The 25,192-nt window shown below is 69.5% G+C and carries 14 protein-coding genes and 5 pseudogenes; 8 read left to right on the top strand and 11 right to left on the bottom strand.

Translation table 11 applies throughout. The features are described 5' to 3' along the window. Positions 1 to 62: 62 nt before the first annotated feature. Positions 63 to 1,258, bottom strand: a pseudogene (locus tag OHT74_RS39855) (IS3 family transposase); the annotation flags it as partial. 449 nt (positions 1,259 to 1,707) lie between these two features. On the opposite strand from OHT74_RS39855, the gene OHT74_RS39850 reads away from it, so the two are divergent. Further along, positions 1,708 to 7,926: a DNRLRE domain-containing protein gene (locus tag OHT74_RS39850; protein WP_328623094.1), complete on the top strand. Its 6,219-nt coding sequence runs from the start codon at positions 1,708 to 1,710 to the stop codon at positions 7,924 to 7,926. A gap of 71 nt (positions 7,927 to 7,997) precedes the next feature. Further along, positions 7,998 to 8,519 (top strand): hypothetical protein, encoded by a 522-nt coding sequence (locus tag OHT74_RS39845; RefSeq protein ID WP_266671902.1) that lies wholly within the window; start codon positions 7,998 to 8,000, stop codon positions 8,517 to 8,519. Positions 8,520 to 9,400: 881 nt separating this feature from the next. On the opposite strand, the gene OHT74_RS39840 is transcribed toward OHT74_RS39845, so the two are convergent. After that, complete coding sequence (locus OHT74_RS39840) at positions 9,401 to 10,132, bottom strand: DUF2625 domain-containing protein (RefSeq protein WP_328623093.1); 732 nt, start codon at positions 10,130 to 10,132, stop codon at positions 9,401 to 9,403. An 849-nt stretch (positions 10,133 to 10,981) separates the two neighbouring features. Here OHT74_RS39840 and OHT74_RS39835 point away from each other — a divergent pair. Then, positions 10,982 to 11,881 carry a phenylalanine 4-monooxygenase gene (locus OHT74_RS39835; RefSeq protein ID WP_328623092.1) on the top strand — a complete coding sequence of 300 codons (900 nt, stop codon included), beginning with the start codon at positions 10,982 to 10,984 and terminating at the stop codon, positions 11,879 to 11,881. Positions 11,882 to 12,052: 171 nt separating this feature from the next. Here the strand turns inward: OHT74_RS39835 and OHT74_RS39830 are convergent. The 3 pseudogenes from OHT74_RS39830 to OHT74_RS39820 form a co-directional block, all read right to left on the bottom strand. Next, a pseudogene (locus tag OHT74_RS39830) lies at positions 12,053 to 12,505 on the bottom strand (transposase); the annotation flags it as partial. 55 nt (positions 12,506 to 12,560) lie between these two features. Beyond that, a pseudogene (locus OHT74_RS39825) lies at positions 12,561 to 13,223 on the bottom strand (IS701 family transposase); the annotation flags it as partial. Between the two features lie 76 nt (positions 13,224 to 13,299). Then, positions 13,300 to 13,838, bottom strand: a pseudogene (locus tag OHT74_RS39820) (transposase); the annotation flags it as partial. 273 nt (positions 13,839 to 14,111) lie between these two features. Between OHT74_RS39820 and OHT74_RS39815 the strand changes: the two are divergent. The 3 genes from OHT74_RS39815 to OHT74_RS39805 are packed head-to-tail and all read left to right on the top strand — an operon-like array spanning position 14,112 to position 18,858. Then, a complete protein-coding gene (locus tag OHT74_RS39815) occupies positions 14,112 to 15,548 on the top strand; it encodes an ATP-grasp domain-containing protein (RefSeq protein WP_328623091.1) in 1,437 nt (478 codons plus the stop codon). Then, entirely contained in the window at positions 15,545 to 17,545 is a 2,001-nt protein-coding gene (locus OHT74_RS39810) for a PEP/pyruvate-binding domain-containing protein (protein WP_328623090.1), read from the top strand. The genes OHT74_RS39815 and OHT74_RS39810 overlap by 4 nt, the downstream gene beginning before the upstream one ends. A 44-nt stretch (positions 17,546 to 17,589) precedes the next feature. Next, positions 17,590 to 18,858, top strand: a complete 1,269-nt coding sequence (locus OHT74_RS39805; RefSeq protein WP_328623089.1) for an MFS transporter — start codon at positions 17,590 to 17,592, stop codon at positions 18,856 to 18,858. Here OHT74_RS39805 and OHT74_RS39800 read toward each other — a convergent pair. From OHT74_RS39800 to OHT74_RS39780, 5 genes are all read right to left on the bottom strand, one after another. Next, positions 18,849 to 19,076: a hypothetical protein gene (locus OHT74_RS39800; RefSeq protein WP_328623088.1), complete on the bottom strand. Its 228-nt coding sequence runs from the start codon at positions 19,074 to 19,076 to the stop codon at positions 18,849 to 18,851. The two genes, OHT74_RS39805 and OHT74_RS39800, sit on opposite strands and share 10 nt — an antisense overlap. Positions 19,077 to 19,119: 43 nt before the next feature. Then, positions 19,120 to 19,332, bottom strand: a complete 213-nt coding sequence (locus OHT74_RS39795; RefSeq protein ID WP_328623087.1) for a hypothetical protein — start codon at positions 19,330 to 19,332, stop codon at positions 19,120 to 19,122. A 20-nt stretch (positions 19,333 to 19,352) separates the two neighbouring features. After that, a complete protein-coding gene (locus OHT74_RS39790; protein WP_328623086.1) occupies positions 19,353 to 19,616 on the bottom strand; it encodes a hypothetical protein in 264 nt (87 codons plus the stop codon). A gap of 205 nt (positions 19,617 to 19,821) precedes the next feature. Then, positions 19,822 to 20,064 (bottom strand): DUF6766 family protein, encoded by a 243-nt coding sequence (locus tag OHT74_RS39785; protein ID WP_443047762.1) that lies wholly within the window; start codon positions 20,062 to 20,064, stop codon positions 19,822 to 19,824. 136 nt (positions 20,065 to 20,200) lie between these two features. Next, a complete protein-coding gene (locus OHT74_RS39780; protein WP_328623085.1) occupies positions 20,201 to 20,779 on the bottom strand; it encodes a suppressor of fused domain protein in 579 nt (192 codons plus the stop codon). A gap of 624 nt (positions 20,780 to 21,403) precedes the next feature. Between OHT74_RS39780 and OHT74_RS39775 the strand changes: the two genes are divergently transcribed. Together OHT74_RS39775 and OHT74_RS39770 are read left to right on the top strand one after the other, a co-directional pair. Then, a complete protein-coding gene (locus OHT74_RS39775) occupies positions 21,404 to 23,431 on the top strand; it encodes a protein kinase domain-containing protein (protein ID WP_266671878.1) in 2,028 nt (675 codons plus the stop codon). Positions 23,432 to 23,991: 560 nt separating this feature from the next. Beyond that, positions 23,992 to 24,468 carry a (2Fe-2S)-binding protein gene (locus OHT74_RS39770; RefSeq protein WP_328623084.1) on the top strand — a complete coding sequence of 159 codons (477 nt, stop codon included), beginning with the start codon at positions 23,992 to 23,994 and terminating at the stop codon, positions 24,466 to 24,468. Here OHT74_RS39770 and OHT74_RS39765 read toward each other — a convergent pair. Further along, a pseudogene (locus tag OHT74_RS39765) lies at positions 24,404 to 25,180 on the bottom strand (glycosyl hydrolase family 18 protein); the annotation flags it as partial. The gene OHT74_RS39770 and the pseudogene OHT74_RS39765 overlap by 65 nt on opposite strands. Between the last annotated feature and the right edge of the window lie 12 nt (positions 25,181 to 25,192).

Here is a 25,192-nt window from a genome sequence, read left to right as displayed (position 1 = left end):
GCGGCGATGTAAAGATCCACGTCGTCGCTCGGGCCTTGACTCCGGATTTTGAACACGTCTATGCGGGTAGTTGCTGCTGGTTGGAGGTTGCTCTCGTAGGCGACCGGAGATCGCTGGCCGAGGCGGGAGTGCCGGCGGCGGGTGTTGTATCGGGTCAGCCAGCGGAAGGCGTCGAGTCGGGCTTCATGCTCGTTCGACCAGCCTTTGCGGCCTTTGAGCGTTTCTCTCTTGAAGGCGGCGTTGAAGCTTTCCGCGGCGGCATTGTCCGCGCTGGACCCGATCGCGCCCATGCTCTGCCGGATCCCTGCTGACCTGCAGATTTCAGCGAAGGCCCTACTCGTATATTGCGAGCCGTGACCCGTGTGCATCACCGCTCCGGCCAGGCTCCCGCGGGTCCGCTCGGCTACTGTCAGGGCGTCAGTGACGAGCTCTGTCCGCATGTGGTCGGCGATCGCCCACCCGGCCAGCCGGCGTGAGGCGAGGTCGATGACCGTCGCGAGGTAGAGCGGCTTCGAGCCGCTGACCGGCAGATACGTGATGTCGCCGACGTACTTGGTGTTCACCTCGGTCGCCGTGAAGTCACGGGCGATCAGATCTGGTGCCTTCGGCGCCGCATGGTCCGCGAGGGTGGTGCGGTGCCGGCGGCGCAGGCGGACTCCCTCGAGCCCGATGGTCCGCGTGATCCTCGCGACCCGCTTGTGGTTCACCACTGGGCCGCCTTCCTCACGGAGCTCGGCGGTGATCCCGGGGGCTCCGTAAGTGCCGTCGGAGTCCTGGTGGGCCTTGCGTATCCGGGCTGCGAGCCAGGCCTCGGCACTCTGCCGGGCCGCTCTTGCGGCCGCGGTGCGGCGCCAGTAATAGAAGCTCGAGCGGGAGAGGCCGAGGATGTCGCAGAGCCGCTTCACGCCGTGACGGCGCTGGTGATCTTCAACGAACTGGCAGCGGTTCACCAGCGCGTCTCCGTCGCGAAATACCGGCCCGCCTTGCGGAGAATGTCGCGCTCTTCCTCCAGCTCGCGGATCCTATTCCGGGCTGCTGCCAGCTCCGCCTGAACGTCGTCACCGCCGGCCTGCGCGGCGGCCGGCTGCGTCGAGTGGGCGCCGGGCCGGCGCTCGTCGGCGGCCCGGATCCAGTTCCGCAACGTCTCGGTGTTCACCCCGAGATCACCGGCCACCGACTTGATCGTCGCTCCCGGCCTCGACCGGTACAACGCGACCGCGTCCGCCTTGAACTCGGCGGGGTAATGCTTCATCCCCACAGGGACTCCGTTCTCCTGGACCATCAAGATCCAAGTCTCTCCGGTGTCCAAAATCCGGGGACAAGGCCCTCGACCAATTGACCCTCGAAATGGTCGGGGCCACTCACCCGGTCCACAGCTCAGGCCGGCGGCGACGTTCTCCAAGAAGTGCAGGACGTTGACCGTTCCTGAGGCGACAAGGAGAGCGGCGCCCCTACGCGCCGCGCTCGCGCTTCTATATGACATAGATCACAAATATTTTCCGGAATTGAAGATTCCATCTTTGGGTGACCCTGGCCCGATTCTCCCTCTTTCGCTCCTCGTTACGTTCCTTTCGCGCCACCCGAGTGGCCTGAAATCAATACGAGTGAGGGGCAATGACGGCAATCCAGTCCGATCCCGCGGAGGAACGCGGGCGGCTATGGTCGGGGCGGAGTCTGCGTCACGTCGCGGGCTCCATCGCCCTGGTCATGGCAGTCGCCTTGGTGGACGGCACCAGCGCGGCCATCGCCGCGGAGCATCGCCACCCCACCGCCGCGAAGCCCGAGGCGGTCACGCAGGCCGCCGACATCCCGTCGGCCCGCGTGGCCGCCCGGCTGTCGGGCAAGCAGGTAGAGGCCCTCTCCGAGCGCACCGAGACCTCCACGACGTGGGTCAACAAGAACGGCTCGCTGACCACCGAGCTGAGCGCCGGCCCCATCCGCTTCAAGGACCGGGCCACCGGCGACTGGCGGACCGTCGACGTCGCCCTAGCCGCCGGCGCGGACGGTTCCGTGGCCTCGAAGTCCCACCCGCGCGGTCTGAAGCTGTCCGGTAAGGCCGGCTCCCCCAGCGCCTCGCTCAAGGCGGCCCAGTCCTCCCCCGCGACCGATCTGGTGACGTTGGGCGAGGGGGACGAGCAGATCACCCTCCAGTGGCGGGGCGGTCTGCCCACGCCGCAGATCGACGGCACCCGCGCCTCTTACGTGAACGCCGTACCGGGCGCGGACGTGGTGGTCGAGGCAACACGTACTGGTTTCGAGCAGTTCGTCGAGGTCAAGACGAAGCCCGCCACCGAGGGCTTCTCGTACACCATGCCGCTGAAGACCAAGGGGCTGAAGGTCGAGCAGCAGGCCGACGGCAGCGTTCTCTTCACCGACAAGAAGTCGAAGGAGTCGGCCACCATGCCGGCTCCCGTGATGTGGGACGCGACCGTCGATCCCGTCTCGGGCGAGCACACCCGCCGGGCGAAGGTAGCCCTGAAGGTGGTCAAGGCCAAGGACGGCGTCGACCTGGTCATCACCCCGGACGCGGGCTTCCTCGCCGATCCGAAGACCTCCTACCCGGTCACGGTCGACCCGTCGACCTCCTCGCTGGGCAGCCTGTTCGACACCTACGTCCAGCAGGGCGAGACGGTCGACTGGTCCGCCGACACCGAGCTGGACCTCGGCAACCCCGGCACCGTCAACGGTGACGGCACCCCGCGTACGGCCCGGTCGTTCATCACCTGGAACACCGCTCCGGTCGCGGACGCGCTGATCTCGGACGCCAAGCTCAGCCTGTGGAACTTCCACTCCGGGAACACCGCGTGCACCGCGCAGCCGTGGGAGGTGTGGACGGCCAACGGTCCCACCACCGCCTCCCGGTGGACGAACCAGCCCGCGATGGTGACGAAGTACGCTACCTCCACCGAGACCAAGGGCAATGCGGCCTGCACCGCGGACGGCTGGATCAACGCGGACGTCACCAGCCTGGTCCAGTACTGGTCGAACAATAAGTGGACGTACTCCAGCATGGGCCTGCGGGCCTCCTCGGAGACGGTGACCGCGCAGTGGAAGCGGGTCAATTCGGCCAATGCCTCGGCGAACCCGCCCAAGCTGGTCGTCACCTATAACTACCGCCCGAAGACCGGCACCAAGCAGGAGGCCGGCCCGCCGTACTTCTCTTACGGGGGCGCCTACACCGTCAACACGGTGACGCCGACCCTACGGGACACCTTCGTCGACGCCAACGGCGACAAGGTCAACGGCACCTTCCAGATCTTCGACTCGGCGACGGACACCCAGGTCGGGAACGTCATCGTCTCGCCGTGGGTGTCCTCCGGACAGGTCGCCTCGGTGACCGTCCCGGCCGGCGTGCTCGCGAACGGCAAGACGTACAAGTTCCGCACCTCCCCGTACGACGGTACGCACTACAACCTGGGCTGGTCGGCCTGGAAGACCTTCACGGTCGACACCGCCGCCCCCTCCGCCCCGACCGGCATCACCTCGACGGACTATCCCTCGAGCGCCTGGGTCAAGGGCGCCGGTCAGGCGGGGACGTTCTCGGTGACCCCGCCCGCGGCCGACCACAACTGGCTCGAATGGTCCCTGGACGGCGTGAACTGGACCAAGGTCGCCACCGGCGGCGCCCCGGGCGTCAAGGGACTCTCCCTCGCCCCCGCCAAGGACGGCACCCACACCCTCCAGGTGCGCGCCGTCGACACGGCGGACAACAAGTCCGAGGCGATCGAGTACACCTTCCACGCCGGCCCCGGCGGATTCGTCCAGCCCGCTCAGGGCGAGCGCACGGCCCGCCGCCTCACGCTGGCCGCCGACGCGGACGGCACCAAGTACGACAGCGTCTCATTCTCCTGGCGCCGTTCCGAGGCCGACGCCTGGACGCAGATCCCGGCCGGCCACGTTACCTCCGGCGGTACGCCGCTCACCTCGTGGCCCGTCCCGATGACGAACGGCAAGAACGCACCACTGGTGTGGAACGCCACCAACACGGTCGATCCGGACGGTACCGTCCAAATCAAGGCGGACTTCACAGGCCCGAACTCCGCGACCGGCGCCACCGAGCCGCTGTCCGTCATCGTCGACCGCAACGCGGCCGGCGCGGCCACCGACGAGGTGGGTCCCGGTTCCGTCAACCTCCTGACGGGCGACTACACCCTGTCGGGCACCGACGCCTCGGCCTTCGGGATGTCGGTGTCGCGCAGCGTCTCCTCCCGTACCCCCGACAAGGGCGCCAAGCAGGAGGGCCAAGCCGCCATCTTCGGCAAGGAGTGGGCCTCCGGAACCGTGGCCGAGGCCACCGACTCGGACTACTCCCACGTCCGGCGGATCTCCGACACCGCTGTCGACGTGGTGCTGTCGGAAGGCGAGGCGATCCACTTCGCCGCCAACGCGGCGCGCACCGGCTGGATCCCTGAGTCCGGTTCCGAGGACCTGACCCTTACGGGCAGCGTGACCGGTTCGTTCACGCTCTCGGACACCGACGGTACGGTCACCCAGTTCACCAAGCCGGACCAGGCCGCCACGACCTGGCAGGTCTCGTCCACGCTGCTGGACGGACTCGCCAACACCACCACCACGGTGGTCTCGGAGACCGTGACAGTGAACGGCAAGGCGCTGGCACGCCCCAAGCGGATCATCGCCCCGAGCTCGGCGGCCTCGGCCGCCACCTGCACCGCGATGCCGTCCACCAAGGGCTGCCGTTCGCTTGAGTTCGTGTACGCCACCAGCACCACCGCCGACACGTTCACCTACGGCGACTTCACCGGCCAGGTCAAGGAGATCCTGCTCTGGTCCACGGAGCCAGGAGCGGCCTCTGCCACCAGCCGGGCCGTGCAGTGGTACCAGTACGACGGCTCCGGACGGCTGCACGGCACCTGGCACGACGAGGTCGGCCTCAGCACCTTCACCGAGTACGGCTACGACGCCGCAGGCCGCCTGAACCAGGTCCGGAACGGCGGCGACCTGGCATGGAACTTCACCTACGGCAAGGCGGGCAACGCCGCCACCGCCGGTGAGGGCATGCTGCTGTCGGCCTCCCGCTCCGGCCTGAAGCAGGGCACGGCCGACGTCATCGAGGGCACCGCCGCCACCTCCGTCGTCTACGACGTCCCGCTCACCGGCGCCGGCGCCCCCTACGCCATGGGCGCGGCGGACGTGAAGGCGTGGAGCCAGATCGACGCCCCGACGGACGCGACGGCGGTCTTCCCGGCCGACACCGTCCCGCCGTCGTACGACGGCGCGGCGCTGACGGCCGGCTCCTATCAGCGCGCGAACGTCATGTACCTCGGCGTCTCCGGGCGCTCGGTCAACTCCGCGCTGCCCGGCGGGTACATCAGCACCACCGAGTACGACCGCTTCGGCAACACCGTGCGGGAGCTGTCCGCCGCGAACCGCGCCGTCGCTCTCGGCCTGAGCGCCGCCGACCGGACCGTGCAGGCGGATCTGGGCATCGCCCAGGCCGGCACGGCGGAGCGCGCGGTCCTGCTGTCCACGGTTTCGGTGCACAACGAAACCGGCACGCGTGAGCTGGAAGAGCTCGGACCGCTGCGACGGATCGAGCTGACGTCGGACCTCAAGTCCGGCGCCACCGTTCTCGTTCCGGCCGATAGCGCGGTGACGGCCCGCACCTGGACGGTCAAAGAGTACGACGCGGGCCGCCCCACCGACGGCACCGCCAAGATCAAGAACCAGGTCACCAAGGTCACGACCGGCGCACAGGTGCGCGAGCACCCGACCGTCCTCGGCGAGGCCCGCGTGTCGCAGACCGTGTTCGACTGGGCCAAGGGCCTGCCCGTCCAGCGGATCAAGGACGTGGGCGGGCTCGCGCTCACCGAAACGACCGAGTACGACGGCCAGGGCCGGGTCACCAAGCAGCTGCCGCCGGGCGCCTCCGGCTCCGACGCGGCGACCAAGGTGACGACCTACTGGTCCGCGACCGGCACCGGACCCTGCCAGGGCCGCCCCGAGTGGGCAGACCTGCTGTGCTCGACCGGACCGGCCGGCGCGATCACAGGCGGCGGTGCCAACCCGGCGAACCTGCCGACCAGCACCACCGAGTACGACTGGTGGGGCCACCCGGTCAAGGTGACGGAGACCGCGGGGAGCACCACCCGCACCACCACCACCGCCTACGACGGCGCCAACCGCCCGACGAGGACCACGCTCACCGGTGGCCTCGGCCAGGCGGTCCCGGACGTGACCACCGAGTACGACCCGGACACCGGCCGACCGGTCAAGACGACCTCCCCGACTGGTGGCACGATCACCAAGGCGTACGACAAGTTCGGCCGACAGATCTCGTACACGGACGCCGACGGCGGCACGACCACGACCCAGTACGACCTGCTCGGCCGTCCGGTCAAGGCCACCGACAGCACACCGTCGACCACCACCTACACCTACGACCACACCATCGAGCCGCGCGGTCTCGCCACGAAGGCCACCGACTCCGTCGCCGGTGTCTTCCAGGCCACCTACGATGCGGACGGATCGGTCAGCAGCGAGAAGCTGCCGGGCGGCTACACCGTCACCACCGCGGAGGACACCGCCGGCGCCACCACCCGCCGTACCTACACGCGCGACAGCGACTCCACCGTCGTCTACTCCGACACCGTGACGGAGTCCGTCCACGGCCAGGTCACCAGCCACGCCGGCTGGTCGAGCCAGAAGTACCGCTACGACGGCACCGGCCGCCTGACCACCGTCGAGGACACCGCGGACACCGTCTGCACCAAGCGCACTTACGCCTTCGACGGCCGCAGCAACCGCACCTCTTTGAACACCGTGTCCGCCACCCCGGGCGCGGACTGCCCGGCCACCGGAGGAACCACCACCACGCACACCTACGACAGCGCCGACCGGCTGGTCGACGCCGGCCATGTCTACGACAGCCTCGGCCGCACCACCTCGCTGCCCGGTCACGGGACGGTGGGCTACTACGCCAACGACCGCGTGCACCAGCAGACCTCGGGCAGCCAGCGCCAGACCTGGCAGCTCGACTCCTCCCTGCGCCTGCGGTCGTGGACGACGGAGACGGGCGGCGGCAGCACGTGGACCCAGACAGGTTCCAAGGTCAACCACTACGACAGCGACGGCGACAATCCGCGCTGGATCACCGAGGACACCGCCACAGGAAGCCTGACCCGCAACATCGAGTCAGCCTCCGGTGACCTGGCCGCCACCACCAACAAGACCGGCGACACCGTCCTCCAGCTGACCACCATCCACGGCGATGTGGCCCTCCAGCTCCCCCTGGACATCAGCAAGCCGCCCGTCGCCCTGGACAACGACGAGTACGGCAACCCGCGCGCCGGCCAGCCGGTGACGCGCTACGACTGGCTCGGAGGCAAGCAGCGCTCCAGTGAGACCCTCACCGGTCTCACGCTGATGGGCGTCCGTCTCTACAACCCGCTCAGCGGACGCTTCCTTTCCCTGGACCCGGTCCAGGGCGGTAACGACAACGCGTACGGCTACCCGGCCGACCCCATCAACCAGTACGACCTCGACGGCCGCTTCGGCTGGGGCAAGTTCCTCGACCGCGTCGGTACCGGACTCGCCATTGCCGGCATGTTCGGCTGCGGCGCTTGCGCGCTCGTCTCCGCGGGGATCAGCCTCGGCCGCGGCATCTACAAGGTGTCCAGGGGCGATCGCGAGGGCTGGATGGACATCGCCGGGGCGGCGACCTTCGGTGCGGGACGCGCCGTCACCCGGTTCAACAACATCCGCAGGGCCAGCCGGATGGCGAAGGCTCCCAAGGGTGTGCGAGGCCGGTCACGAGCCCACAAGCGGGCCCGGAGCAGGGCCAGCAAGGCGCACCGGCGCTACAACCGACGCGTCGTGAGGCGGGTCCACGGCGTGGACCGCTACTACGGGTACTACAGCACCGGCTACTCGCTCTACGGTGAGTGGAGGGACCACCGAGGCCGCTGATCAGCGCAAGCCGTGGGCGGGGCGGTATCCGTACCGCCCCCGCCCACGGCCGTACATCGAGAGGAGCGGGTATGCCTTCGCAAGCGTCGAAGAGCGCAGTCCCGTCGAAGAGCCCCTTCCAGTGGGCCGACCGTACGATCACCTTCGCGTTCCTCCTGGCCTCGGCTCGGGGCGACCGCGCTGAGGCCGCGCGGGAACGCGCAGAGATTGAGGAGGCCATGCGCAAGACGGCCGCCGCGACCGCCGGGCGGATCGGCACGAAGGCCGAGCCCCTGTGGGTGCGGGCCATGTCGATCCTCGGATTCCGGGCGGGCGCCTGGTTCCTGATCACAGCGCTCGTCCTCGTCGGCGGACTGCTCCTGCCCCGTTCGGAGCTGTCCGGTTACCTGACCGTGACGGTGGCGGCGTTCCCCGCCGCCCTGTGCGCCTCCCGTGAGGCCGCCCACGAGATCGCCCGCTCGGCGCTGCGCCGGGAACGTCTGACGCAGCGCGGCAAGTGCTGGTACTCCCGCGTCCAGCACGACGGGTTCGTCGCGCTGCTGGTCCTGCCCCTGTGGGCGGCCTGCGCCGCGGCGGTCCAGCCCTGGGCCTGACCCTGCGCCTGCCCTGTGTGCCGCGGCTCCCTGACGGGAGCCGCGGCACACAAGTGTCCGGCCCGGGGCTACAGGCTGAGGGCGGCCTCCGCGTTGCTCATCCACGCGGCCGAGGACGCGGGCAGGACGTCGGTAGACCTCATGGTCAGAGGAAGGGTGGGCCGGCCCGGTGTACTGCTCCGAGAGTGCTGGGCACCGGGCCTCACCCGAGCACGCCGTATCGGAACGGGCTACCCGCACACCCCAGCTCCGGCAGCAGCGCTCACACCAGTGCAGAGATCCAGTCGGCAACGACACCGGGAAAGATCACAACCAGGCCGGCTGCGACCAGGCCAACACCCGCGTACAACCCTCTGGAGGGGACACGCGCGGTTCCCTGCTCCACCCCCACAGCCACCGCACATGCCCCCAACAGCCCCGCCAGCAAGTACACATGCAGATACCCCATACACCCACAGGATCCGCTGGCCCCCACCGCCGGGGCCACGAACGGGTCAGCGGGCCGGCTGAGGCCACCTCCGCGTGATGGCGCCACTGCGCGCGCAGCTGGTCGTCGACCTGCTGTGGTGCGTTCCACGTCGGGCGTTTGCGGCCGCCCTTCCCGCCGCCCGCGCAGACCACCCGGACCCCCGTGGCGCGCGGGTACCCGTGCGCCACGTCCTACTTCAGGCTCCACCCCCATTCCAGGTCCTCCGGCAGTACCACGACTGCGGCGTCCTGAAGAGTGCCGTCGCGGGTGCCGTCGGTGCCGTCGGGGAGCACGGCCACCGCCCACGCTTCGTGCAGCTCACCGGACGCCCACCGCGGCGGCGGTCCGCTTCCGGGCCCGGTCCCCCGACTCCGGACCTTCGCCGACACACCAGGACCGACGGGGAAGCCAGTCAGACGTCGCCCAGGAACCCAGGATCGGACGGCCCCATCTGCCGGGCGAAGTCCGCTGCGACTCCGAGCACCTCGCGCATCGGCACAGGCCGCCGACTCGTGGCCGCGAGATCGGCGTGAGCTTCCTCGGACCACAGGAACGGATACACGGAAAGACCATGCCCGACAGCCAGGGCCGTGGTCTCCTCACGCCAGCCGGGCCAGCGCATTCCGTCATAGAACGTCTCCAGCCTGTCCGAGAGCAGCCAGGCGACCCACCCGGAGTGGCCCATCTCCATCGCCTCCCACGCCAGAGCGTCGGGAGCGAAATACGTCATCTGTCCAGGTGCCCCAGGGCGGCCCGCTGCCGCGGGATCGCCACCGTTCAACGCGAAGACCCCTCCAACAATGTCGTGGCCGACGACAAGACCTGTCGCGGGATGCCAGCCAGGGTCGAAGTCCGTGGGGAAGCGGTTGACCAGCGCCAGACTCGGGAGTCGCCCATCCGCGACCGAACCCGAACCCCCGCCGAACACTCGCACCCACCCGTTGTCCACGAGCAATCCCCCGGTGTTCAACGCCAGTGCACCCAGCACCGATCGCGCGCTGACCTGCATCTGCAGAAGGCATCGGCGGCCCTCGTTGATGTCTCCGGGCAGCACTTGAACCGGCACGGAGCTCGCCTTGAGAATCCCCTCAAGCTCCGGCCACGCCGGATCGTCCACATTGACCAGCTCATCGATCCCTCGCATCCGACGATGGTCGCACTCTTCGGTTTCGCCTCATCGAGTGGGCTGGACCGCGCTCTCTGGGAGGCTGGGGCGATGGATCGGGCAGCGATCGTCTGCACTTCGGGTCTGATGGCCGAATGATCGTCGCTCCTGTCGCCCCTGGACAAGCCGTCCCGTTCCGTTCATGTAGCGGCTGTTCCTGTTGGTAGCGGCTCTGTGGGGAAGGCGATCGATTCATCAGGTGGGCTCCTCGCCATGCCCCATCCCACCCAATCCGCCCGCGATGCACACCCACGACCCGCCCCACACGTCCCGGAACCACCCGCACAGACCCCAATTGCCGCGCGCGGCGGGCCGACGCGGTGAGTGCAGGAGCGCAGGCATGCCAGTACGGGGGCACCGAGCGCCTGTCCGGCCGCTGTATGGATGCTGGCCCGCTCCCAGGTTCGGCAGAGCGGGGTGCCCCGCACCAGAGGAGCCGCGTGCCCGTGCGCCGGACCTCGCTGTTGGGTGGTTGGGCGGCCCGGTGCTACTGCCGCCAGAGCGCTCCACCGAAACCCTCAACGACCACATCCTCGTACTACCTCCACCACCGGCGTGAAAGCACCGCCGCAGCCCCGGTCGCTGTGTCCTTCACCCAGCGTTGTCACAGCCCCCGGACAGGCCCACCGCACCGGTCAGGCCGCCGACCCGGCAGCTCCCGGCCAGCACCACCGGCCGGGCGCCGCGCACCTGGACCAGAACATTGAGGAGAACCGGATCGGTGAGTGCTCGCAGCCGGGTGCCGGGTCGCTGGTGTGGGTGAGGTGCACGGCGCGGCCAGCGCGGTGAAGCGGGTGGCGGTCCACGATGCAGTTCATGATCGATTGGATGAGTCTGACCCCGCTGGACGCGGGCGGCACCACGGTGGGCTGCGCCGGGGAACATCCAGGTTTCGCGGACCCGGCCTACGTGCGCCGCAGGAACCTGATCGCCGAACGGGCGGAGGGCCACCCCGTGGGCGAGCCCTCACCCAAGGTGCACTACACCGACGCCGAGCATGCCACCTGGCGCGCCGTGCACGGTGCGCTGCTGCGCGCGCAGGACCGCTGGGCCTGCCGGGAGGTTCTGGGGGCCCGGGGCGTCGCGCCGATTCCGGCTGGCGGTGTCCCGCAGCACGAGGAGGTCTCCAACCGGCTGCAGGCCCTGACGGGCTTCCGCTTCACGCTGGCGGGCGGGATCGTTCCGAACAAGCGTTTCCTGGGCGCGATGGCCAAGGGGTATTTCCATGCCGTGCAGTACGTACGGCATCCAGCGATGCCCCTGTACACGCCGGAGCCGGACGTCCTGCACGACGTGTTCGGGCACGGTATCCATCTCGCCGATCCGTTCTTCGCCGACCTGTACCGCACGGTGGGCCGGGCCGCGGCCCGGGTGGAGACGGCCGACGCGCTGGATCTGATCAGCCGCGTGTACTGGTTCACCCTCGAATACGGCACCGTCCTCGAGCAGCGGCGGCCGAGAGCGTACGGGGCGGCGCTGCTGTCGTCCTTCGGCGAGCTCGGGCGCTTCGCCCAGGCCGACCTGCGGTCGTTCGACCTCGCCGAGCTGGTCCGGATGCCGTACCAGGTCGCCGGCTACCAGCCCGTCCTCTTCACCGTCCAATCCCCGGCCCACCTCGCCGACCTGCTCCACGGGTTCCTCGACGACTTCGACGAGTCCACCCGCGATCGCTACCACCTGCCCGGCCTGTCCGAGCGCGGCTTCATGGCCCGTCCACCCGCCCGATGAAAGCGAGCGGCCGCAGCACCGCCCCACCCACCCCCGCAGAGCGGGTATCGCCGCCCTCCGAGCAGACGCGGGCCGGGTGGAGGTCACCGGGCAGTCCTCCGCAAAGCCGAGGAGCGCCTGGCGCTCGGCCACGTCCGCCCACCCGACCGGCAGATCGCCCTCCCGGCCCCGCAGGCGTTCGACGGTGTTCCGCTCCTTGTAGAGATCGGCGTCGTGGCTGACGGGCCTGCCGCCTCTCGCGCCCTTCTTCTTCCGGTGGGCGGCCTGGTCCCTCTTCTCCGGGATGACTGCCTTGATTCCGCGCTTGCGCAGGTAGGCGCGGTTTCCGCGGGATGAGTAGGCCTTGTCGCCGGCGACCGCGCCGGGCCTGGTGCGGGGACGGCCGACCGGCAGACGGACCCGCACCTTCTCGAGCACGGGGATGAATTGCGGGCTGTCCGCTGCCTGTCCGGCGGTCAGGACGAACGCGAGCGGACGGCATCTGCGGTCCGAGGCGAGATGAATCTTGCTGGTCAGCCCGCCACGGGACCTACCGAGCAGGGCTTCCTTCAGACGGAGCTTGCGGCGGCGTCGGACACGTCGACGCTCGGCTTGTCCGTTCTGTTCCTCCGGTCTGCCCCCTTTTGACGGGCCGCTTCCTGAACCCCGCCAGGCTTTTGACCTGCTGAGACTTCGGCACTGCCACCACATGGCCCACCCCGAGTTCCTCGAGGAGGCGACGAACTTCCATTCCTGGCCGTAGGCCTCGTCCGCCGTCACCCACGAGGCGGGGAGGCCCGCGGCAAGGCAGCGGGTGACCATGGCCTTCGCGAGCTCACCCTTGGTCGCGAACTCCCGGGCTTCGGGAAGCCTCGCCGCCCGGCAGCGTTCGCGGTCACTGGTCCAGGACTTCGGCAGATACAACTCCCGATCCACCAAGGCTCCGTCCGCGACGGGTGGCATAGGCGGCGAACACCCCGATCTGACAGTTGTCGGTTTCCCGAGGTTCCCGTGTACTGCCGGCCCACCCCGGCCGAGGTGGTGCCCTTCTTGATGAATCCGGTGTCGTCGATGATCAGCGCCCCACCCGGGCCTAGGCGTTCACCGACGTAGTCGCGGACTTGTCCCGGACCTCATCAGCCTCCCAGCGGGCCCCGGCAAGCAGGTGCTGCATCCCCGCGGGATCCCGGTGACCTGCCCCCTCAGCCGGCTGCCAACTGTTCTTCCGCGCCACCGGAGCCAGCAGCCCGCGCAGATACCCCCGCATCCGCCACCGCAGATCAACTCGCGAAAACCGGCCCGCCACCCGAGCGAACACGGCCTCCAGGTCAGCCGCCCACGCCTCAGCGTCTATCCCCACCATGACCTGACAACGACACAAGCCAGCTCAGGACACAAAGTCTCACTGGAGTACTAAGAGGTTGTCTTCGTCCGATGTTTCATCCCGGAATAGGCTGTTTGGCGTTCTTTTTCGGGTCGCGCCAGGAGATGGTGTTCTCGCTGGTGAGGCGGCGGGCCATGAGGTCGGTCATGGCGAGGTGGATCCGGCTTCGGAGCGGGTGGGCAGGGTTTCGCAGTCGCGGGCAAGGGAGTGCTCGGCAGCGACCTGGTCCAGGAGTCGGGTGCCAGCGGCGGAGTCCTGCACGCTGGCCGCGGCGACCAGCACGGCAAGCGGGAGACCGATGGTGTCCGTTACGATGCTCCGCTTCCGGCCTACGATCTTTTTGCCCGCGTCGATGCCCTGGTTGTGGGCGTGAACGCTGGTGGAGGTCTTGACGCACTGGGCGTCGATCACACACGCCGACGGCTCGGCGTCCCGTCCCCCCTTCTCCCGCAGCAGTTGCCTGAGCAGGCCGCCCAGCTGGACGAACACGCCTTCCTCCGCCCATTTGGCGAAGTATCCGTAGACCGTGTTCCAGTGCGGGAAGTCATGCGGCAGGTAGCGCCACTGGACTCCGGTCCGGTCCACGTACAAAAGGTTCCTGGTCGGCTGGTGACGACCTCCCGGATCGCCCCGCGGACGCGTGGTCCCCACGGGCCCCGCGCGGATGGCTGAAACACCCTCATACCGGCCCCACTTGGCGAGCGCGATTGTTTGGCGAATGCGTAATCGAGTAGGCGTACATCTGTGCGTCCGCCGTTTTCCATCGTGGTCCAGTTACCCCTGGTCCGTACGTGGTGACACCGCGTACGGATCGTCCGCTGACGACGCCGCAGCGCCACGCGGCGTCCCCTCGACCCCAGGAGCACCATGACCCCGGTCCTCTTCGTCTATGCCAAGGGCGGCCCTCCTCTGGAGTACGCGGTCCCGCGCCTCGCCGCCCACGCCGAGGTGCATGTCCTGGCGCTCGCGCCGTTGCCCCGAATCACCGAGTCGGTGTGGCTGCCCGGGTGCGCGTCGGTCACCACGGCCCCGCCGGGCGAGGGGGTGGAACTGGTCGATCTGATCTGTTCCCACGCCCGCCGCGTCGGCGCCGAGGCGGTGCTGACCCTGTCGGAGTACGCGGTGGTGGCCGTCGCCCACGCGAGCCTACGGCTCGCTCTGCGCGGTGCCGGCGAGCGGGCCGCGGGGGCGCGGGACAAGCGTCTGATGCGCCGGATCTGGCGTGACGCCGGGGTGCCCGTACCGGGGTTCGCGGAGGTCCACGCCCCGGAGGACATCACGGCCGCCTTCGAAACCCTGAGGCCGCCGCTCCTCCTGAAGGCCGCCTGGAGCGCGGGTTCCACGGCCCACCTCACCGTGTGGAACGAGCAGCAGGCCGAGGCGGCCTGGAAGACCGGACGTACCGTCATGGAAGCCTCCTCCGCGCAGGGTTATGCGGAACTGCACGCCGCGGACGAGGGCGTCAGCGATTTCCTGCTGGAGGAGATCGTGACCGGAGAGGCCTCCGATTGGTTTGCCGGGGACGGGTGGGGCGACTACGTCAGCGTGGAGGGGATCGTCGCCGACGGCCGCTACCACCCGCTGTGCATCACCGGGCGGATGCCGACCATCGCGCCCTTCACCGAGCGGGCGAGCCTGGCTCCGGCCGCCCTCCCGAACGCGTTGCAGCACCGGATCGAGGAGGTGTCGCGCGCCGCCGTCGACGCGCTCGGACTCGACACCTGCGCCACCCACACCGAGATCAAACTCGGCGCGGACGGGGCCATGTGGCTGATCGAGACCGCCGCCCGCTTCGGTGGGGTGATGACCACCCGGCAGGTGGAGACAGTCTTCGGGCTCGACATGATCGGCATGCTGGTGCGCCAGTTGCTCGGCCGGGAGGTCACCTACCCGGAGCGGATGCTGACCGAGGGCGAGGGCGCCGCCGGATCCCTCGTCGTCCTCGCCGTCGACCCCGAGGGTCGGCCCTGGACCGAACTCCCGGCCTGGGACTTCGAGGCGGTCGACTGGCCTGCCCTGGTCGCGCCAGGATCGCGCGTGGAGCTGGTGCGCGAATGCAGTCTCGCGCCGGGCAGCCCGGTCCCGCCGTACGAGGAGGCAGGAGGCGCCAATTCCATGGCCGCGCTGTGCTTCCTCACCGCCGAGTCCGGGCCGGAGCTGCTGGCCGACTGCGGCCGCATCCTCGCGGCCATGCCGAACGCCCTCACCGCTCCGTCCGTCGCCCTGACGGCCGTCCCCACCGCCGCCCTCACCGAGTCCTCCGCCCTTCCCGCCGACCGCTCGACGCCCGGGAGCACCGCATGATGAACGCCGGAACCATCACTGCCGCGCCGTCCCCCCGGGGCGCCGCCGTGGACACCCTGCTCACGCTCCCCCTGTTCGAGCAGCTGGCCGGGATGCTTGGCGGGCACCCGTACGTGAAGGTCGTCGTGGACCGCGACCAGGGGCTCTGGCACGTCCTCGACAGCGCCGTGCACTCCTTCCACGTCAACTACATAGCCACCGAGATCCAGGGGCTTACCCTCGAGCAGCTCGACGCCGAACTCGACCGCTTCAACCATGACGTCTACCAGGACCCGGCGCGGCGCTTCCTGCTCGGCGTCCTGTCGCTGCGCTCCTGGGACGGCCCGGAACGGGACGAGCCGTTCATGGTCCTGGAGACCACCGAGGCCGACACCATGGGCGCGGACCTGCTGATAGAGTTCCACGCCTTCGTACGGGCTCACCTCGATCCCGCGCTGGAGCTGCTGGTGAAGCCGGCCAACCACGGGCAGGAGAACGCCCTCGCGGCGGTGCCGGAGACCGTGGTGCCCCGTGCACGGGGTCACGCGCTCCTGGCGACCGCGCCCTTCGTGCCGTTGACGCTCGCATCGGCCACCGGCCGACTGTGCGCCTTCGCCTCGGGCGAGGAGTACCTGGCCGCCCGCGCGGACCTGACCTGGTACGACATCGTCGCCATGCCGGTGGTCCCCGACGACATCCCGCGGCTCGCCGGTTTGATCAACGCCCAGCCCACCACTCCGCTGTCGCACACCAACATGCTGGCGGCCGGCTGGGGGATCCCGAACGCCATCGTCCGCGGAGTCCTCGACACGATCGCCGACGAGAAGCTGAACGGTGCCTGGGTCCGTTACGAAATCACCGCCGACGCGTTCGTCATCGAGCGCGTCGAGGAGCCGTCGGACCTCGCCGAACCGACGTGGCACACGCAGCGGGTCCGCCTCGACGCGCCGCACGTGACGGACGTACCGCTCGTGCCGCTGTCCGCCTTACGGACCGGCGACCGGAACCGCTACGGCACCAAAGCGGCCAACCTCGGGGAACTGCACCACGTACTGCGCCACGGCTCGGGCCGGCTGACCGGCTACTACTCCGTGCCCCGCCCGCCCCGGGCCGACCTGCTCGGTCACCTGGCCGCCCGGCTGCGGATGCCCGAGGACGGCGATCTCGCCCAGTACGCGGGCGAGTTCCTGACCCGGCACGTCCGGGCGCCGGCGGGCATCGCCGTCCCCTTCTCCGTCCAACAGCGCTTCCTGGACTCCTCGCCGGCCGTGCAACAGAGCATCGGCAAGCTGAAGATGGCCCTGGAGCTGGACTCCATGGACGCCGTGGACACGGTCTGCCTCCAATTGCAGCACTTGGTGCGCACCCTCCCGGTGCCCGAGGACCTGGTGCGCGCCCTGGACACGCAGCTGGTCGAGCACCTGGCGGGCACAGGCCGCTTCGCCGTACGGTCCTCCTCGAACGCCGAGGACCTGCCGGGCTTCTCCGCGGCCGGGATCTACGAGTCCCACACCAAGGTCACCGATCTGCCGGGGCTGCTGGACGCCATCCGCCAAGTGTGGGCCTCGTTGCTCTCCCCGCGTAGCGTGCGGCTGCGCCATCAGGCCGGCATCTCCCTGGACGACACCTACATGGGAGTGATCGTCCAGCGCTTCGAGCCGTCACCGCTCGGAGGCGTCATGGTCACCTGCAATCCGACCAACCGGGCCGACTTCCGCAACGTGTACCTCAACTGCGCGCACGGCTCCACGGCCGATGTCGTCGACGGCCGGACGATGCCCCTGCAGTACCTGTACAACACGGTCGAGGGTGGCGGCCGCACGATCTCGCTGGGCGCGGCCACCGAGGACCTGGCGCAGGACACGCGAGCCCACCTGGGGCGGCTTGCGCTGGCGGGCCGCCTGCTCCAGTCCCATTTCGCCACGGACTACACCTTTGCGGGGCCGCTCGACATCGAATGGCTGCTCGGGCCGGGAGGCGCGCTCCACATCCTCCAGCTGCGCCCGTACAGCGCCTGACCCGTCCGTACTTCCCCGCGTACCGACCCACCCGAAGGTCGCCCATGCCCATCTCCCTGCGTACGCGCGTGAAGCGCCGCGTCCGTCCGCCCGCCGCGGTGCTCCGCGTCATCCGACTGAACAACGGGTTCCAGCTGCTGTTCAACCTGCTGTGGTGGATGCCGGTCTTCTACCAGTACCAGAAGCAGGCGGGCCTGTCGGACAGCCAGATCTTCGGCATCCAGAGCGTCTACTACGTGGCGTTCTGCCTGCTGGAGATACCCACCGGCTTCATCGCCGACCGCATCGGACAGCGCCGCTGCATGCAGCTCGGGGCGGCCGTGATGACCGCGGCGAACCTCCTACCGGTCGCCTCGCCGTCCTTCGCGGGATTCATGGCGCACTTCCTGGCCGTCGCCGCCGCCCGCTCACTGGTGTCCGGGGCCTCCAGCGCCTACCTGTACGAGTACCTGCACGAGCACGGTGCGAACGCACACTACGTGCAGGCCGAGGGCACCGCCCGAGCCCTCGGCCTATGGGCAAAGATCGCCTGCTGGCCCCTGGTCGGCGTCCTGATGCACGTCCGGCACGAGGCCCCTTACGTGCTGACCGCGCTCTCCACGCTCGGTTCGCTGGCCTGCGCCGCGGCCCTCCCGGCGATCGCGGCGCCGCCCCGCGGGGGCGGTCACCCGCCCGCGGAGCGCGTCGGGCTCCTCGATTCGGCCCGCCAGGCCGCGAAGGTGCTCGGAACGTCGCGGTCCCTCGGGCCTTTGATGGTGCAGGGCGTGGCCGTGTTCACGCTCGCACGCATCTGCCAGGTCAACCTCTTCCAACCGCTGCTCCTCGAAAAGGACCTCCCCGTCGCCGACCACGGTGCGGTGCTGTCGGCGATGACGGTCGCCGAGGCCGTTGGTTCGGCCAGAACCGGGTGGTTGCGCAGCAGACTGTCCGACACCACCGTGGTGACCGCCCTCAGCGTGGTCATGGCACTCACGCTGGCGGCCACCACGCTGTCGGGGGGCCTGGGCACGATCCTGTGGCTGTGCGTGTTCGCCGCCGCGGCGGGCCTGGCGTACCCGGTGCAACGTAATCTGATCAACGCGGCCATCCCGCCGACCCCCTACCGGGCGACCCTGCTCTCGGTGGAGTCCATCATCGACCGCGGCGTGTGCGCGCTGGTGGCGCTGGCCGTCGGTGCCTACCTGGCGGCGGACCGCCTCGACGCGCTCCTCGTGCACGCGGCGGCGGGCACCTGCCTGCTGCTGCTCGTCGTGGGCGTCGTCCTGGGGCGGCTGCGTCGGGACGGGGTGCGGCCGTCCACCGGTCAGCCCTGATACGGCGGGACGGCCGCGCGCGGCGGCCACCAGACCCTGGTGTGGAGGATGCCGAGGGTGTAGGCGCGCGCCACCAGAGCCGGGCGCGAGTCCGCGTCGAGTCCAACGCGCAGCCGGCACAGGTGGTGGTCCAGGGCCTGGCGCGACAGACCCAGGTCGGTGGCGACAGCTCCGTTGGACCGGCCGCCCGCCATGAGGGAGAGGACCCGCAGTTGCACGGGGCTGACCTGGACAGTGGCGCCGAACTCGACGCTGCGCGGGTCACAGCGTCCAAGGCGCCGTCAGAGCGTGATCGGTGAACGGGTCCTCGAGCAGGGTGTGGCGCTCCCTGTGCGGGCGGGACAACAGCTCCACCCCGTCCGATTGCAGGACATCGAACGCCACGAAGTAGGCCGGCAAGGCGGCCGCCAGGGGCGGGGCGCTGCGGCCGCGGGCAGCGGCCCGGCACTGCAACGCCTCGAACGTGCCGCTCACCCGGCCGCGCGGCAGCCGGGTCAGCTCGCCGGGCTGGTCAGGACGCAGTTCGGATAATCGTTGTCCGGATCGCCGAGGGCGGCCCAGAGCTTCAGGACCTTGCCTTGCGTCAAGGCGGCGTAGGGCTCGGGCTCCCGCTCACCCGTTTCGGGGTGATCGGCGTCGAAGGACATGCCGACGAAGCTTTGCTTCTTGTTGGAGCCTTGCTCCCAGGTGCCTGTTCCGGACCAGGCCAAACCGTCGTACCAGCCGACGGCGACGCAGACGTAGTTGTCGGCGGCCACTCTTCACGAGGCGTGAGGCGGTACGGCAGCGAAGTACCGCACCCACAGCGGCCGATCGCGGTCGGGCCGCAAATAGCCCATGGATCACCTTCTTCGCGAACCGCTTCCTTGCCCGGCGCACGCGACGGTCCATGCCTTCACCGCTTGACGCGACGGGCACCGCGACAGGTTCTGACCACCCAGGGCAGAGAACAGCCGCCCGCCCCTACACCACACCAGAGGACATGACCGAGACGAGGGGATGGAGTTGGCGCAGTTGCTGCTCGTTGCAGGCGGCCGCGCCAGCAATGGACTGCGCGAGCCAGGACAGGAGGAACAGTAGGGCCATCACGGTACCCATGGAGCGTGAGTACAGCTTCTGCCGCCAGTCCTTCGTACCTGCCCAGCGGGGCGAGTCGGCTCGGATGTGGTTGGCCGCCCGCGGCGCCTGGTCGCCCGCACCGGCCAGGTCGAGGGCCAGCTCACGCGAATCAAGCTGGTCAAGCGGAAGGGCTACGGCCGCGCCAACCTTGATCTGCTCCGCAAACGAATCCTTCTGGTCACCAAGCCCCGTCGCCTTCTGTGGCGTCGCCGGCTACGGCAGGTCAGGCCACGGAGGCTCGCTTCGGATCAGCCGAATCGATCGCTTGCTCCTCGAATCGAGCCTCAAGTGCCTCCAGGCCGTTCTCCCGGCGGAAGTCCTTCTCAGCATTGGTGATCGGCAGCAGCCACAGGATCTGGGCATGGGCTCCCCCGTTCCACTTGCAGATCTCGAACTCTGGCCCGAAAGGGTAGGGCAGGCTCACCAAGTAGTGGTCGCATGCCGAGTCGTCGAGCCATGGCCTGCCGATCGGAACGGTGTGCCCAATATCGAGTCGTTGATGGGCCGGCCCGCAGTGGTAGTACGCGTTCATGGTGAGGCTCTCCAGATTGAGCCACTCGTCGCGCGGCGCCGCGAGGATGAATTCCACCCCGTGACCGTCGTGCTGAGCCGCCTCCCAGCAACCTGACGTCACGTACAGCCACCAATCGCCAGGGTTGGCGGGATGAACCCGGAACACCCGAAATCCGGGCACGCGCTCCTCGATGGGCCCGTCGACACCCAGGACCTCATCGATGACGCGCCCTGGCAGCGTCTTGTGAAGGTGATCGAGAAGAGCGGAGCGTGCTGTGGCGTTCGACATCCGATCATGATGCCGAATACTTTCGGCGGCTTCGAGGACGGGTCTCAGGGCCAGAGCACCGCCCGATCACAAGATCTTCGCCAGAGCCATAAAACTTGATCGACTCCTTGATCAGGTTCGACTTGCTGTCCTTGTTGGGGTCTTCCGTGAAGCCGTCAGACAGACATGATCACTTCCCTCTCGTGGTGGTGGCCGTAGCGGCTGCTGGCCCGGGCGAGCGACGGGCATGTGGGGCAACCGGTACCCCGTCATCTGACGGCTTCGACTTGGCCTTCCTCTGACCTGGGGTGAAGTGCTTCCCGACAGGCTCAGTGGACACGGCCGGTGCGCGACCAGGCCGGACTACCACCCGCCAAGCACCCACCATGATCTCTGACTGTGGATCGTGGAGAAACTCATCGGTCATCACCGATGTCGGCTGTCACCACAGGCGTCGGTGACGGACAGGACGACCGTCCTCTGCCCCGGCCCCAGACGCCGTGCCGTCGGCCGGGTACGGGGCCCAGGAGCACTGGTTGCCAAGGGCACCCGTGTCGGGTCCCCGCATGGGCCTCGCTTGACTGGTGGACGGCGCGACGGGTAGGGAGAGGCTGTTCATTGCGCAAGGTGTGAAACGGGGGACATATGAAGCCGCTCGAAACGGGCGATCCCACCTCGCTCGGCGAGGGCCGCTACCGGCTGGTGGGACGGCTCGGCCAGGGGGGCATGGGCGTGGTCTACCTGGGCCGTTCCCAGTCCGGCCGTGCGGTCGCCGTCAAGGTCGTACGTCCCGAGTTGAGCACCGAGCCCGGGTTCAAGCGCAGATTCGCCGACGAGGTCGCGGCCGCGCGGCGGGTCGGCGGCTTCCACACCGCGCCGGTGGTCGACGCCGACCCAGACGGGGAGCCGGCCTGGCTGGTGACGGCCTTCGTGCCCGGTCCCACCCTGCAAGCGGTACTCGCGCGCGTCGGATCGCTGCCTCTGGACACGCTCACCGTCCTGGCGGCCGGCCTGGCCGAGGCACTCGAGGCGATCCACCGAGCGGGGGTCATCCACCGCGATCTCAAGCCCGCGAACATCATCGTCGCGGAGGACGGGCCGCGTGTCATCGATTTCGGCATCGCGCGCGCCCTGGACGGAACGTCCCTGACACAGACCGGGCTGCAGGTCGGCACGCCGGGATTCCTGGCACCCGAGCAGCTCACCGGTGGTGGCGCGGTCACCCCTGCGGTCGACATGTTCGCTCTAGGGGTGGTGCTCACCCAGGCGGCGGGCGGCGCCCCCTTCGGTGACGGCCCCTCCGCGGCCAGGCACTTCAAGGTGGTCTACGAGGAGCCGGACCTGACCGCGGTGCCCGGTGAACTCCGCGAAGCCATCGGCGCCTGTCTGTCCAAGGACCCGGCGGCGCGGCCCACCCCGGCCGCCTTCCTCGACACTCTCACCGTCCGCCACCCGGACGGTGGCTCCTGGCTGCCGGAGGCGGCAACGCAACTGCTCCCGCCCCCGGAACCGGCGGCGCGTCCCACCGTGCCGGACGGCCCGTCGGACACGGCGCAGGACCTCGCGGTACCGGACGCCGTCCCGCCCGTCGTCGCGGAGCCCCGTACGGAACAGCCGCGCACCGTGACGGGACCCGCGGCGCGACTCTCCCCCGCCCCTGCGCAGGTGCCGCAGGCGGATACAGAGAGGCCCCGGCGGCGCCGCGCGGTGGTGGCGGCGGTGCTCGTGGCTTCTGTCGCGGTCGTCGGCCTGTACGTGTGGCAGCCCTGGACCGACTCCACCAAGGACAATTCCAAGCCCGGCGCCGCCACGCCCACCGGATCCGCCCCTGCCCCTGCCCCGTTCCCGGCCGATCCCCTGCTGATCCGGCAGGACACCGCCCCGGGCTGGCCCGGGACCTGCCACAGCGTCATCGCCCGCCGGGACGCCGCGACAGAGAAGCCCCTGGGGCTCATCGCAGGGGTCGCAGGCGCATGCGACACCCTGCCCCAGTGGTCCCCTGACCGCAGGTCGTTCGCGTTCACCCGCAGCACACCCGAGGGCACGGCCGTCTGGACCGCCAATGCCGACGGTTCGAACGCTCGGCGGATCACCTCCATCGCCGGCGGAAGGATGTCCTGGTCGCCGGACGGCAGCCAGCTCGCCGTGCTCCGCAAGAAGGACGGTGTCCAGCAGCTGTTCGTGGTCGGCGTCGCCGACGGCACGGCCCGCCAGCTCACCTCGGGCGGGAGCCAGGTCGAGGATCCCGCGTGGTCGCCGGACGGCAAGAGCATCGCGGTCTGTCTGCAGACGGCGCCCGAGAACTGGCAGATCCACCTGGTCGACCCCGCCGCCCCGAGCCGCGCCCCACAGCAGGTGACCCGGCTGCCCCATCCGGCACTCGACCCGGTGTGGTCACCCGACGGCTCCACGTTCGCCTACACGGCGGGGACCTACGGCACGGGCACTCAGGGCGACATCCGCCTCGTGGACGCCGACGGCAGTAACGATCGTGAACTGGTCGCCACCAGCGCCCACGAGATGGACCCCGCCTGGTCCGTCGACGGCACGTGGGTGGCCTTCGTCCGCGGCCCGTACGAGAAGCCCGTGATCTGGGCCGTGCGCGCGGACAAGACCGGCGAGCGTACGCTCACCACCGGCGGCGGCGCCGAGGGGCATCCTTCCTGGCGCTGAGAGCGGAAGAGGCCTCCGGCGCGAGACCTGGACGACCTCCGGAGCCGGGACATCGGCGGCTGAGGGACTTCACGCTGGCCTCGCCAGCCACGGAGATGCCGAAGTCGATTACTCTCGGCCTCACCGCGACCGGGCGCCCGCCGGGCGAACGCGCCAAGTACACCTGGCCCATGCCCCCGGCACCCAGCCGTGCCACGATCCGGTAGCGCCCCACCATCCGGGGGTGCTCCGGCCTCAGGGCCTCTAACGATCCCACCCTCTGCCCCCTGTCCCCGCGGCACGAGAGGGCCGCTGTCGAGGTAATTGCACCATTCCGGCCATCACCATCTGGCCCGAACGACAGACAAACAGCGGCGAACTGCACGAACCGCTCCGCGCGCGCCAACAAGTCTTCGGCAGAACGTTCCTGCTCTCCCCCGGTCTCGCGGCCACCATCGTCACCAAGGACAAGCCGAGGACGCTCCACGCGTACGAGAAGTGCCCCTGCTCCTCCAGCCAGGGGAAGGAATGGCCGGAGGTGCCGGAGAAGTCGAAACCGACCAGGGTCCGCCCGCTCCCGTGTGACCCTCCGCGTCAACGGTGTCCACCACGACCTCGACCTCGACCACCGGGTCACGCTGCTCGACGCCCTGCGCGAGCACCTGGACCTGACCGGCGCCAAGAAGGGCTGCGACCACGGGCAGTGCGGTGCCTGCACCGTCCTGCTGGACGGCCGGCGCGCCAACAGCTGCCTGCTCCTCACCGTGGCCCTCGACGGCAGCGAGATCACCACCGTCGAGGGCCTGGCCGGCCCAGACGGCGCCCTCCACCCGCTCCAGCACGCCTTCATGGAGCACGACGCCTTCCAGTGCGGCTACTGCACCCCCGGCCAGCTCTGCTCCGCCGTCGGCGCGCTCCGCGAAGCCCGACGGCCTCCTCACGAGCCTGTGATTCACGGCGGTGCGGCGCCGCGCCCGCCGCACCGGCGGTGCGTCAGCGGCCCTGGAGCGCTTCCACGTTGTTGCCGAGGGTCCAGTTCTTCGAGCCGTCCCAGTTGACCGACCAGGTCATCAGGCCCTTCAGCCCGCCCCCGTAGCGGTTCCAGGCCTGCGCGACCAGGACAGGGCTCATGTGACCGCCGCCCGCGCAAGGCTGGGCGGGCAGGCCCGGGACCTGGTTGTCGTACGGGACCCGGATGGTCGTGCCCTGGATGACCAGGCCCCTGTTCAGGCAGTCGGTCTGCGCGGTGAAGCCCTGGACCGTACCGGCGGAGTAGGAGTCGCCAGAGCAGCCGTACATGCTGCCGTTGTAGTACTGCATGTTGAGCCACCACAGGCGGCCGTTGTCCCCGTACTTCTTGATGACCGGCAGGTACGCGCCCCAGATCGAGCCGTACCTCACGCTGCCGCCGGTGACGTAGGCCGTCTCCGGGGCCATCGTCAGGCCGAAGCCCGCCGACATCTGCGCGAGGATGCCGTCGATGATGCGGATCAGGTTGGTCTGTCAGGGCGAGAGGCGGGTGATGGAGCCGCTGCCAACGAGTCCGGTCTCGATGTCGATGTCGATGCCGTCGAAGTGTACTTCTTCAGGATCGGCACGATGGTCGCCACGAACCGGTCCGCGACCGCCTGTGAGCCGAGGTCGATCCCGGCCGCGGCGCCGCCGATGGACATCAGGATCGTCGCTCCAGTCTCTTTGGCCTGGGCACATCTCAGCCGGGGTCGCGACCTTGACGCCGGCGTCCATGCCGTCCTGCCACAGGGCGGTGCCTCGGAGAGGATG

Origin of the sequence: Streptomyces sp. NBC_00354 (genome assembly GCF_036106915.1) — a bacterium.
In the GTDB taxonomy this organism is placed as follows: domain Bacteria; phylum Actinomycetota; class Actinomycetes; order Streptomycetales; family Streptomycetaceae; genus Streptomyces.
Note: the sequence above shows the minus strand (reverse complement) of the source record. Positions and strands in the feature narration are given on the sequence as shown.

What these genes read in the sequence shown, in the direction of transcription:
- OHT74_RS39850 (WP_328623094.1), top strand. Translation starts at nt 1,708, where the DNA reads ATGGCAGTCGCCTTGGTGGACGGCACCAGCGCGGCCATCGCCGCGGAG.
- OHT74_RS39845 (WP_266671902.1), top strand. Translation starts at nt 7,998, where the DNA reads ATGCCTTCGCAAGCGTCGAAGAGCGCAGTCCCGTCGAAGAGCCCCTTC.
- OHT74_RS39840 (WP_328623093.1), bottom strand. Translation starts at nt 10,132, where the DNA reads ATGCGAGGGATCGATGAGCTGGTCAATGTGGACGATCCGGCGTGGCCG.
- OHT74_RS39835 (WP_328623092.1), top strand. Translation starts at nt 10,982, where the DNA reads ATGAGTCTGACCCCGCTGGACGCGGGCGGCACCACGGTGGGCTGCGCC.
- OHT74_RS39815 (WP_328623091.1), top strand. Translation starts at nt 14,112, where the DNA reads ATGACCCCGGTCCTCTTCGTCTATGCCAAGGGCGGCCCTCCTCTGGAG.
- OHT74_RS39810 (WP_328623090.1), top strand. Translation starts at nt 15,545, where the DNA reads ATGATGAACGCCGGAACCATCACTGCCGCGCCGTCCCCCCGGGGCGCC.
- OHT74_RS39805 (WP_328623089.1), top strand. Translation starts at nt 17,590, where the DNA reads ATGCCCATCTCCCTGCGTACGCGCGTGAAGCGCCGCGTCCGTCCGCCC.
- OHT74_RS39780 (WP_328623085.1), bottom strand. Translation starts at nt 20,779, where the DNA reads ATGTCGAACGCCACAGCACGCTCCGCTCTTCTCGATCACCTTCACAAG.
- OHT74_RS39775 (WP_266671878.1), top strand. Translation starts at nt 21,404, where the DNA reads ATGAAGCCGCTCGAAACGGGCGATCCCACCTCGCTCGGCGAGGGCCGC.